A 10,399-nucleotide genomic window follows, 5' to 3' on the forward strand; every position below is an offset into this window, starting at 1 on the left:
GGGGGGGCGGGCCGCGGGGCGCGCGCCCCGCCCGGGGGGGGGTTCCCCGGGGCCGCCCGCCCCCCCCCGGCCCCCCCCCGGCCGCCGGGGGGGGGGGGGGGGCGGGGGGCCCGGGCCCCCCCCCTCGACCGGGTGTCCGGCGGCGGAGCGGGACGCGTTCCGCCGGGTGGGCCGACTCAGTCGGCGGGCAGCCAGTCCTGCCAGACGTCCGGGTTGGCGTCGAGCCACTTCTTGGCCGCCTCGTCGTGGGACAACTCGTCGACCGTGAGGTAGCGGGCCACCTCGTTCTGGTGGGCGTTGGTCCACTGGAAGTTCTTGACCAGGTCGGCGGCCGGGTTGCCGGACTCGGCGAACTCCCGGTTGGCGATCTTGTCGAGGTCGTAGGGCTGGTAGTCGCAGGCCACCTTCTCCGGGTCCACGTCACAGCCCGGCGTGTAGGGCGGCAGCTTGACGTGCACCAGGTCGACCTCGGCGAGGAACCACTGCGGCGCGTAGAAGTAGCCGATCGCCGGCCGACGGTCGCGCTCCGCCTCCCGGAACGCCTCGATGAGCTTGTCCTCGCTGCCCACGGTGGTGACCGTGTAGTTCAGCTTCAGGTTGCGGATCAACGCCCGGTCGTTGGTCTCGTACGACGGGTCGCCGTTGAGCAGGACACCCCGACCGCCGGAGGTGGGCGTCCGGAACAGGTAGGCGTAGTCGTTGAGGTTCCGCCAGTTGGTGATGTTCGGGTGCTGCTCGACCAGCCACGGCGTCACGTACCAGCCGACGACGCCCTGGTTGCCGGTCATGCCGTGCTCGACGGCCTTGCGTTCCTCGTCGATGTACTTCTTCTTCAGGCCCTCGCGGCCCCAGTTCTCCAGGATGACGTCGGTGCTGCCGGCGGCGACCTCCTCCCAGGCCTCCTCCGCCGTGAGGTCCTTGACCACCACCGTGCAGTTGAGCCGGTTCTTGGCCAGGTAGCCGATCACCGCGAGGTTCGCCTCGTACCCGATCCACGGCAGGTTGGCCAGCGTCAGCGTGCCGCACTCGGTCCGCTCCGGCGGCCCCGGCGGCGCGATCCGGGGCTGGATGTCGGCCGCGCAGCCGGTCAGTGCCAGTGCGGCCACGCAGGCGAGGGCCACCGCCCTGGTCCACCCTGATCTCTGCATCGCTGCCTCTTCTCCTCTTCGTCGTTGCGCCCGGCCGAGGTGCCGGAGGGGCTGCGGTGCCGCCGGGGTGCCGTGCCGCAGGGGTGCTGCCGTCCGCTGGTCAGCGACCGACGCCGGCCCGCGCGAGGCGTTGCGCCAGCACCACCTCGGTGAGCGCGACGAGCACCTGCTTGACCGACTCCCGCTGACGCGCGTCGCACTCCACCAGCACCACGTCGTCCGCGACGCCGAGCGCCTCCCGCACCTCGGCCAGCGCGAAGCGGCGGGTCGCCTCGAACGTGTTGACGGCCAGCAGGAACGGGATGTGGTGGTCCTCGAAGTAGTCGATGGCCGGGAAGCAGTCCTCGATCCGCCGGGTGTCGATCAGCACGACCGCGCCCAGCGCGCCGTCCACCAGGTCGTCCCAGAGGAAGGCGAACCGGTCCTGTCCGGGCGTGCCGAACAAATACATCAGCAGGGACTCGTCGAGACTGATCCGGCCGAAGTCCAGGGCCACGGTGGTGGTGGTCTTGCCGGCCACCACCGAGGTGTCGTCGACCCCCACCGAGACCTCGGTCAGGTCGGCCTCGGTGACGAGCGGCTCGATCTCCGACACCGCACCGACGAAGGTGGTCTTGCCGACGCCGAACCCCCCGCTCACCACGATCTTGACCGCGGTGGGTGTGGGCGGCTGGCTAGAGAGCGCGGACACGGTCCCTGATCCTCTCGATCATGGCGACGGAGAGCTCGCCCTGTTCCTCACGGCGCAGGTAGCCCTCGCTGAGCAGATCTGCCACCAGCACCCGGGTGACGCCGAGCGGCACCCGCAGCGCCACCGCCAGGTCGGCCACGGTGATCGGCCGCTGGCACAACTCGACGATCCGACGGGCCTCGAAACGCAGCGGCGCGGAGAGTGCCGCCGGTTGGGCGGAGAGCAGCGTCTCCACCCGCAGCCCGTCCTGGACCGGGCGGGTACGTCCGCCGGTGAGCAGGAACGGGCGTACCGCCTCCGCGTCGGACGACTCCGGAGCGGGCAGCGGCGGCTCGGGAGCCGGGCCGACCGGTGCCGGTGCCGCGCTCCAGTACGGGATCATCCGCGGGTCGGGCAACCGCGGTCCGGCACCGCTCACCGGGGCAGCACTCGTCTCGACTCGGAGATCAACGCCGGTGTCAGCATGGTGCCGAACCGGTCGGCCAGCAGCGAGATCTCGTAGCCGACCAGGCCCAGGTCGCAGTCGCCGTCGGCGAGCACCCCCAGGCAGCTGCCGTCGCTGATCGCCGACACCAGCAGGAAGCCGCGCCTCATCTCGATCATGATGAGTTTGAGGCCGTCGAAGTCGTACTTGCGGGAGGCGGTCCGGGCCAGACTGGCCATGCTGGACACGATCGCGGCGAGCTGGTCGCCGGCACCCCGGTTGAGTCCGGTGGAGACGGCGATGAGCAACCCGTCGGACGAGACGGCGACCGCGTCGCGCACCCCGTCCGTCTGCCGGACGAAGTTCGCCAGCAGCCAGTTCAACTGGTGTGGATCGCTCTGGATGTCAACCTTCACGGGCCCCCCAAGGCTCGGTCGTGGTGTCGTCGCTGGACCGGGTCGGTGGTGTCGGCCGGTCGCCCTGGCTGCGGAGCGTCCCGGCCCGCAGCGCGGTCAACCGGTTCCGGATCTCCATCGGCGAGTCGTCCATGGCGGCCGGACGCGGTGCGGACGCGACCGGGTCGGCGGCCGGTGCGGGCGCCGTGACGCGCCGCTCACGGGGCAGGCGTTTGCGCAGCCCGTTGGTGGTGCGCTCCTCCACCGGGCCGACGGCGGACACCTCACCGGCGATGGTGGGCGGCCGACCGGCGACGGGCCGGTCGTGCCCGCGCGGCACGGCGGGCGCGACGTGGGACGCGGACGGCGGCGCGTCGATGGCGGTCCGCGGGTTGACCCCGGCGATACCGACGGCCGGCGTCGGACGCGCGACGGGCACCGACGGCAGGACCGGCGGCGCGGCCGGTTCGGCGGCGGACCGGGAGGTGCTGGAGGTGACCGTGATGGCCGCCTGCGTGGTGCCGACCCCGTCCGCTCCGTCGTCCGGGGCGATCGCGTTCCGGTTGGTCAACACGGTGGCCGGCAGCATCACCCGGGCGGTCACCCCGGTCACCGGGGAGGGCGCGAGCTGGACGTCGATGCCCAGGTCGCGGGCGAGTTGACCGACCACGTGGTGGCCGAGGTAGCGGGTCGGGGCCGAGACGTAGTCGACCTCACCACGCAGGCGGGCGTTGGCCTCGGCCATGTCCTCGGGCGACATGCCGATGCCCTGGTCGGTGATGGCCACGAGGTAGCCCTGCCCGCTGCGCCGGCCCTGGATCTCCACGTCGGAGTCCGGCGGCGAGAAGGTCAGCCCGTTCTCGACCAGCTCGGCGAGCATGTGGGCGACCGCGCTGACGTTGGCGCCGACCACCCAGGCGTCGTCGATGCGGCGGATCTGCACCCGCCGGTACTCCTCGACCTCGGAGATGGCGGCCCGGATCACGTCGGCGATCGCGAGTGGGCGGGTCCACTGGCGGGGACCGCCGGCCCCCACCAGGACCAGCAGGCTCTCCGCGTTCCGGCGCATGCGGGTGGCGAGGTGGTCCAGTTCGAAGAGGTTGGCCAGCCCGGCCGGGTCGGTCTCCTCCCGTTCGAGCTTGGTGATGAAGCTGAGCTGACGGCGGAGCAGGTTCTGGTTGCGTCGGCCCAGGTTGGCCAGCGACTCGGTGGTGCTGCGACGCAGCACCGCCTGCTCGGTGGCGAGGCGGAAGGCCACCGCCTGGACCTGGTCGAGGGCACCGGCCACCGAGCGGACCTCGGTGCTGGAGCGGGCCGGCACCTGGACCGGGTCCGGTGCCCGGGGTTCGCTCTCCTCGGTGCCGTCCTGGAGCTGCCGCACGGCGACGGGCAGCCGGTTGGCCGCGAGGTCACGCGCCTCGGCGGCCAGCTTCGCCAACGGCCTGGTGATCGACCGGGAGGCGAGCACCAGCAGACCCACCGCACCGGCGAGGAAGAACGTCACCAACGCGCCGAGCACGAAGAGACGCTGGGTCGACTCGCCCTGCCGTTCCGCGGCCCGCGCCTCGATCTCCGCGCCGACGTACTCCTGCATGTGGCGCATGCCGTCCAGCACGGTGGTCAGGGCCGACCACCACGCCTGCGGGTTGACCTGCACCCGACGGCCGTCGGCGGAGTCGAGCGCGACCTGCTCGAAGAAGCCGGCCACCCGGGCGGCGCCGGTGTCCAGCACCCAGTCGTTGGCGGCCCGCTGGCTCGGGGTGGCCCGCTCCTCGAAGTCGGCCAGCGCCGTGTCGCGGGCCGCGCGCATCTCGGCGAACTGGAGGAACTCGCCGTCGGCGAAACCACCGGCGGAGAAGACCCCGTTGAGGAACGCGCGCTGCTGGGCGGTGCTCTCCTTGATCCGGCTCAACGCGGTCAGGGTCGCCACGTGCCGTTGCAGTTGCGGGTCCTCGGCCTGGTCCAGGTCGTAGTCGAGGCGGTTCAGGGCGGCGATGCGTTCGGTGAAGAAGTCGAAGGTCGCGGCCCGGCCGGCGCTGCCGCTGTCGGTGGCGGACCGCACCACGTCGAGTCCGTCGAGTTCCCGCAGTGCGGCGCCGACCCGGTCGGCCACCGGTCCGTCGGAGATCGCCTCCTCGACCGCCCGGCGACGCTCGTCCACCCGCTCGCGGGCCGGGGCGACCTCGTTGCGGAAGCCCTCGTTGCCACCGAGCAGCGCGGCGCTGATGCCACGCTCGACCTGCAACTCCTGGGTCAGGTCCTGCACCTGGAGGGCGAGCGAGACCGACTCGCTGGCCTTGCGGACGGCCTGGTACGACGACACCTCGACGACCGTCACGTAGCCGAGCAGGAGCAGCACGGCCGCCACCGGCAGGGCGATGATGGCGGCGAGCCGACTGCGGATGCTGCCGCCTGTCACCACAGACTCCTCGGCGCCCGCGCCGGCCTGTGGTCGCACGCCGGCAGGGCGCATCGGTCGGGAACCTGTGTGGACACGCGGTCTCCAATCACCGACAAGGCCACGCAGGCCGGTGTGAGGCATCAGGGGGATTGATCACAGCAATATCCCGGCATACCCGGCCGCCCACAACCCTCCGGCGGATTCGTCACGGCCGGAGAGCTTGGGTTCTGCCCTTTCGGGCAGCGTCGGCGGACCAAACGACCGACCCCGGTTTCGGGCATTGTGAAGTGTGCGGAGACCGAACGAGTCCCGGATCGTCGGCATCGGAGGAACCACCCTCGCCGACCCGGCCGGGTACGCCGTAATCCGTTACGTCACCACTGCCGGAGCCGGTGAAGCGCTCCCACGGCGGTGGCACGCGAACGTCGACGAGCCGATGTGGACGGTCGCCGGTGTGAGGTGGTCGTCGGCGGGATCTCTCGCCAGGCGGGCCTCACTCGCCGGCCGGGACCGCTCCCACCGCCGGACCGACGGGCGGCGAGGTCGACTCCCCGCCCGCGCCCTCGGCACGGCCACCGCGAACCCGCTCCGGTCGCCACTCGCCGACGGGACGTCCGAACGGGTCGGCGGGTACGGGCCGACTCGACTCGGTCGGGAGGTACAGCGGGCCCGTCATGTGAATCGCCACCGTCCTGTGTCGACGCGAGGACAACGTGTCTCGCCAGTGCTGCGGGAACCGTACGGCAGCCGGAACGCGCATTGCCAGATGCAAATGGCTCAAGGAGAAAGGGCGACTGGCGGGATTGTCGATGCCCCCTTCAGCGGGCAGGATCAGGTCCGTGTGCCCACTCGCGGTACACACCAGGTGACCGAACGTACGATCCGGGGTGTCCGCTCAGGCCGGGACCGGAGTCTGTGCGTACACCTGGAACCGCAACGAGCGGGCGTCGGTGAAGCACTCCCGCATCGGCCGGACCAGGTCACGGTGCTCGGGGCTGCGCTCCCACGCCTCGAAGTCGGCCAGACTGACCCACTCGCTGGTGATCAGCCACTGCTCCGGATCGGTCGCCGAGCGGCACACCTGGTCGACCAGATGCCCCGGCACCCCGTCGGCGACCAGATGGCGCACCGCCTCGTACGCCCGCAGGAAGTCCTCGGTGCGGTCGGCGGGGACCCGGACCAGGAACACCACCCGGCCTCGCGGCGGGCCCGTCCCGTCCCCGCGCTCTCCTGACGTCATCACTACTCCGTTCCGCTCGGCGGCGCGCCGCGCAGCACCAGCGCGCTGTTGAATCCGTCGAACCCTCGGGCGCAGACCAGCGCCAACCGGCTGCGCGGACGCCGGGCCGCCCGCAGGAAGCCCAGGTCACAGCCGGGAGCCACGGTGTCCGGGCCGGCCGACGCGGGCAGCGTGTCGTGCGCGAAGGCGAGCAGCGCGGTGGCCACGTCCAGCGCCGAACCGCCCTGGTGCGCCCGCCCCGTCAGCGACTTGTGGGTGGTCACCGGCGGGGCGAGTCCACCGAAGACCGACCGCAGCGCCTCGGCCTCGGCCCGGTCGTAGCGGGGCACCCCGAGCGCGTCGGGGATCACCACGTCCACCTCGGCCGGTTCCACCCCGGCCCGCCCCAGGGCCAGCCGCATGGCACGGGCGTACTGCCCCGGGTCCCCGGCGGACTCGGCGGTGGTGTGCGCGGCGTCGTGGGTCGCGCCCCACCCGGTCACCTCGCCGTAGATCCGGGCACCCCGGGCCACCGCGTGACCCCACTCCTCCACCACGAAGACCGCCCCGCCCTCGGCCGGCAGATAGCCGCTGGCTCCGGCGTCGAACGGCCGGTAGGCCCGCTCCGGGTCGGTCTCGCCGCTGAGCAGGCCGGACCGGAGCTGACAGGCCAGCGCGTACGGGCTCAGCGGGCACTCGGTCGCCCCGGCGAGCACCACGGAGGCACCCCGTCGTACGGTGCGGACCGCGTGGGCGAGGCTGTCCAGGCCACCGGCCGACTCGGCCACCAGCACGCCGCACGGACCCTTGGCCTGGTGCCGGATGGAGAGCTGCCCGACGCTGGCCGCATAGAACCAGGCGATCGACTGGTACGCCCCGACGGTGCGGCTCGGCGACGACCAGAGCCGTTGCAGCTCCCGCTGGCCGAACAGGTTGCCGCCGGAGGAACTGGCCAACGTGACCGCCCACGCGTACGGGTCGGGGGCCTGCTCGGGCAGCCCGGCGTCGGCCAGCGCCAGTCCGGTGGCGGCGAACCCGAGGTGGGTCCACCGGTCGGTCTGCACCAGGGCGCGGTTGTCGGCGTACCGGGACGGGTCGAAGTCGGCCACCTCGCCACCGAGGCGGGTCGGGTAGCCGGCGGCGTCGAAGAGGGTGATCGGCCCGGTGCGGCGCCGACCGGCGAGCACGGTCCGCCAGTGCGCGTCGGCACCCACCCCGCTGGGCGCGACCACACCGATGCCGGTCACCACCGCGCGGGCCACCGTGCCGTCGCCGTACGGTCGGCCGGTCGTCGTGCCGCCGTACGCGGGGGCGGTCACCGGGCCACCTCCCGACCGAGCCGACGGAACAGCATGGCCGACTGGAACCCGCCGAAGCCGCTGCCCACCGAGAGCGCCACGTCCACCGGCACCTCCCGTGCCTCGTTGGGCACGTAGTCCAGGTCGCACTCCGGGTCGCGGGTGGTCCAGTTGGCGGTCGGCGGCACCACCCCGAACTCGATGGCCAGCGCGCACGCCGCCATCTCGATCGAGCCGATCGCGCCCAGCGAGTGCCCGACCATCGACTTGATCGAGCTGATCGGCACCCGGTACGCGGCCGGTCCGAGCGCCCGCTTGAACGCGGCGGTCTCGTGCCGGTCGTTCTGCCGCGTGCCCGAGCCGTGCGCGCTGATGTAGGAGACGTCCTCCGGCGCGAGCCGCGCCTGCCGCAGCGCGTCGGCGATGGCCAGGCCCATCTCCACACCGTCCGGACGCAGCCCGGTCATGTGGTAGCCGTTGCTGCGGCTGGCGTAGCCGGCCACCTCGCAGTAGACGTGCGCGCCGCGCCGCTGGGCGTGCGTGGCCTCCTCCAGCACCAGCACCGCCGCCCCCTCGGCGAGCACGAAGCCGTGCCGGTCGGCGTCGAAGGGACGCGAGGCGTGTGCCGGGTCGTCGTTGTCCGGGCTGGTGGCCTTGATGGCGTCGAAGGAGGCCACGGTGACCGGGGAGATCGGCGAGTCGGCGGCGCCGGCCAGCACGATGTCCGCCTCGCCGTCGGCGATGAGCTGGTGGGCGTACCCGATGGCGTCGATGCCGGAGGTGCAGCCGGTGGAGACGACCTGCGCCGGGCCGTGCAGGCCGTGGTGGCAGGCCACGTCGGCGGCCAGGCTGCTGGGCACCAGGGCCGGATAGAGGTACGGGCCACCGAGCGCCGCGTCGACCAGCCACCGCCGTCCGCTGTCGCTGACCGTGACGTACTCCTGTTCCAGGGCCATGGTGCCGCCGACGGCGGTGCCGAGCACCACGCCGGTCCGGTCCCGCTCGGCGTCGGTGAACTCCAGCCCGCTGTCGACGACCGCCTCGGCGGCGCAGGCGAGCGCGAACTGCACGTACCGGTCGGCGCGCTGCCGTTGCGCCGGGGTCAGCCCGGCGGCGTCCGGGTCGAAGTCGCACTCGGCGGCGATCTGCGAGCGGAACGGCGACGGGTCGAAGAAGCTGATCCGCCGGGTCGCGGTCCGTCCCTCGGTGATGCCCTTCCAGAACCGGTCCCGGGTCACGCCACCGGGAGCGACCACGCCGACCCCGGTCACCACCGTACGCCGCCCGGTCACGACCCGTTCCGCTCGTCGGCCACCTCGGTGTCGACGTGGCCCAGTTCCGGGCGGGGGGCCAGCGGACCGAGGTGGAACACCACCTCGGCGGGCTCGTCGCCGGTGTTACGCAGCCGGTGCCGGACGTTGCGGGCCACGAAGAGCGCCTCACCGGCGGTCAGCAGCACCGGCTCGTCGTCCAGGTCGACGGTGATCGTGCCGCGGGCGACGTAGAGGAACTCCTCGCTGTACGGGTGGTAGTGCTCGGCGATCTGCTCCCCCGGGCCCATGGTGGCCACGCCCATGAACCCCGAGGTGCTGCCGACGGTCCGTGGGCCGAGCAGGACGCGCAGCTCACCGCCGCGACGGCGGTCGGCGGGTACGTCCCGGGCGGCCACCAGTGCCAGATCACTCATCGTCGCCTCCGGTCGTCGACGCGGTCGCCACCGTGGCGGCCCGCTCCCGTGCCAGCCGCTCGATCCGGTCCTTGATCACGGCGAGCTGCACCACGCTGTTGGTGTTGATCCGCTCGGTCATCCCGGCGTTGTCCACCGGGGCGGTCGGCTTCATCGCGAAGTCCTGCACCCAGGTCATCCGGACGCCCTCGGGCTCCTCGGTGTAGGTCCAGTGGATCCGCATGTACTCGAAGGGTCCGGTCTCCACCCGCCGCGCCCGCACCTGCCGGGTCGCCGGGTCGGGCGTGCGTTCGCTGATCCAACTCCAGGCCACCCCGTTCTCGTCGGGGTGCATGGTGAGCCGGAACCGTACGGTGTCGCCGTCCAGGCCGAGGATCTCGGCTCTGGCGTACTCGGTGAACAGCTCGGGCCAGCCGGCGACGTCGTTGGTGACCGACCAGACCAGGTCCAGCGGCGCGGCGATGACGATGCTGTTCTCGGTGTGCCCGGGCGGGTCGGCGGCCGGGGCCGGTGGGTCGGTCTGCTGGGCGACCAACTCGGCGACGGCCGGGATGGTGAGCTGGGCGGCCTGCTCCGGGATGCTCACCCGCCACCGGTCGGCGACCACGGCGGAGAGTTCGAGCAGCGCGAGCGAGTCCATCCCCAGTTCCTCCAGGGAGGCCGCCGGGGCGCGGGCGGCCGCGTCGGGATCGAGCCCGCAGTTGGTCACCAGGATGTGGGTGATCTCCGCGGTCAGCGAGCGGCCATCGGTGACGGTCATCGGTTCCTCCTCGGATGGGCGGGGGTGGGTCCGGCGGTCATCCGGTCGACCAGGCCGGTGGAGTAGCTCCCCTTGCCGAAGTCGGCGTCGTCGAGGACGCGCCGGACGAAGGGGATGGTGGTCCGCACACCGGGACCGGGGCGTTGCGTGCCAGGGAAGCCGTAGCCGGGATGCACCGCCTGCGCACCGACCTTGCGGGCCGCCTCCACCACGGCGGCCGCGTTGAGATAGCTGCGGCGGGGGGGGCGCCGCCCCCCCCCCCCCCCCCCGGCGCGCCCCCCCCCCCCCCCCCCCCGGGGGCGCCCCCCCGCCCCCCCCCCCCCCGAGACCGGGACGCCCCCCAGCCGGGGGGCGGGCCGGGGGGGCCGGGGTCCGA

At 73.0% G+C, this 10,399-nt stretch carries 11 protein-coding genes and 1 pseudogene; all 12 read right to left on the reverse strand.

What is annotated here, in order from left to right; translation table 11 throughout:
* Positions 1-176: 176 nt before the first annotated feature.
* Positions 177-1,148, reverse strand: coding sequence for a glycine betaine ABC transporter substrate-binding protein (locus ACFYTT_RS25815; protein WP_131054138.1), 972 nt, complete (start codon positions 1,146-1,148; stop codon positions 177-179).
* Between the two features lie 100 nt (positions 1,149-1,248).
* Positions 1,249-1,839, reverse strand: coding sequence for an ATP/GTP-binding protein (locus tag ACFYTT_RS25820; protein ID WP_131054137.1), 591 nt, complete (start codon positions 1,837-1,839; stop codon positions 1,249-1,251).
* Positions 1,823-2,236 carry a DUF742 domain-containing protein gene (locus tag ACFYTT_RS25825; RefSeq protein ID WP_387262930.1) on the reverse strand — a complete coding sequence of 138 codons (414 nt, stop codon included), beginning with the start codon at positions 2,234-2,236 and terminating at the stop codon, positions 1,823-1,825. Before ACFYTT_RS25825 ends, ACFYTT_RS25820 begins: the two co-directional genes overlap by 17 nt.
* Positions 2,237-2,253: 17 nt before the next feature.
* Positions 2,254-2,679: a roadblock/LC7 domain-containing protein gene (locus tag ACFYTT_RS25830; protein ID WP_131054135.1), complete on the reverse strand. Its 426-nt coding sequence runs from the start codon at positions 2,677-2,679 to the stop codon at positions 2,254-2,256.
* Positions 2,669-5,131, reverse strand: a complete 2,463-nt coding sequence (locus tag ACFYTT_RS25835) for a nitrate- and nitrite sensing domain-containing protein (RefSeq protein ID WP_387262933.1) — start codon at positions 5,129-5,131, stop codon at positions 2,669-2,671. The genes ACFYTT_RS25830 and ACFYTT_RS25835 overlap by 11 nt, the downstream gene beginning before the upstream one ends.
* Before the next feature lie 421 nt (positions 5,132-5,552).
* Complete coding sequence (locus ACFYTT_RS25840) at positions 5,553-5,735, reverse strand: hypothetical protein (protein ID WP_131054097.1); 183 nt, start codon at positions 5,733-5,735, stop codon at positions 5,553-5,555.
* A gap of 219 nt (positions 5,736-5,954) precedes the next feature.
* Complete coding sequence (locus ACFYTT_RS25845) at positions 5,955-6,299, reverse strand: antibiotic biosynthesis monooxygenase (protein ID WP_131054096.1); 345 nt, start codon at positions 6,297-6,299, stop codon at positions 5,955-5,957.
* 2 nt (positions 6,300-6,301) lie between these two features.
* Positions 6,302-7,540 carry a beta-ketoacyl synthase N-terminal-like domain-containing protein gene (locus tag ACFYTT_RS25850; RefSeq protein ID WP_131054101.1) on the reverse strand — a complete coding sequence of 413 codons (1,239 nt, stop codon included), beginning with the start codon at positions 7,538-7,540 and terminating at the stop codon, positions 6,302-6,304.
* Between the two features lie 53 nt (positions 7,541-7,593).
* Positions 7,594-8,868, reverse strand: coding sequence for a beta-ketoacyl-[acyl-carrier-protein] synthase family protein (locus ACFYTT_RS25855; RefSeq protein WP_387262936.1), 1,275 nt, complete (start codon positions 8,866-8,868; stop codon positions 7,594-7,596).
* Positions 8,865-9,263 (reverse strand): cupin domain-containing protein, encoded by a 399-nt coding sequence (locus ACFYTT_RS25860; protein ID WP_387262940.1) that lies wholly within the window; start codon positions 9,261-9,263, stop codon positions 8,865-8,867. The genes ACFYTT_RS25855 and ACFYTT_RS25860 overlap by 4 nt, the downstream gene beginning before the upstream one ends.
* A complete protein-coding gene (locus tag ACFYTT_RS25865; protein WP_176094408.1) occupies positions 9,256-10,023 on the reverse strand; it encodes an SRPBCC family protein in 768 nt (255 codons plus the stop codon). The genes ACFYTT_RS25860 and ACFYTT_RS25865 overlap by 8 nt, the downstream gene beginning before the upstream one ends.
* A gap of 20 nt (positions 10,024-10,043) precedes the next feature.
* Positions 10,044-10,277, reverse strand: a pseudogene (locus tag ACFYTT_RS25870) (biotin carboxylase N-terminal domain-containing protein); the annotation flags it as partial.
* Positions 10,278-10,399 lie beyond the last annotated feature (122 nt).

The organism is Micromonospora sp. NPDC003816, from assembly GCF_042874705.1.
In the GTDB taxonomy this organism is placed as follows: Bacteria; Actinomycetota; Actinomycetes; order Mycobacteriales; family Micromonosporaceae; genus Micromonospora.

Excerpts from the sequence above, each read along its gene's own strand:
- ACFYTT_RS25815 (WP_131054138.1), bottom strand. The coding sequence starts at position 1,148 with ATGCAGAGATCAGGGTGGACCAGGGCGGTGGCCCTCGCCTGCGTGGCC.
- ACFYTT_RS25835 (WP_387262933.1), bottom strand. The coding sequence starts at position 5,131 with ATGCGCCCTGCCGGCGTGCGACCACAGGCCGGCGCGGGCGCCGAGGAG.
- ACFYTT_RS25840 (WP_131054097.1), bottom strand. The coding sequence starts at position 5,735 with ATGACGGGCCCGCTGTACCTCCCGACCGAGTCGAGTCGGCCCGTACCC.
- ACFYTT_RS25845 (WP_131054096.1), bottom strand. The coding sequence starts at position 6,299 with ATGACGTCAGGAGAGCGCGGGGACGGGACGGGCCCGCCGCGAGGCCGG.
- ACFYTT_RS25860 (WP_387262940.1), bottom strand. The coding sequence starts at position 9,263 with ATGAGTGATCTGGCACTGGTGGCCGCCCGGGACGTACCCGCCGACCGC.
- ACFYTT_RS25865 (WP_176094408.1), bottom strand. The coding sequence starts at position 10,023 with ATGACCGTCACCGATGGCCGCTCGCTGACCGCGGAGATCACCCACATC.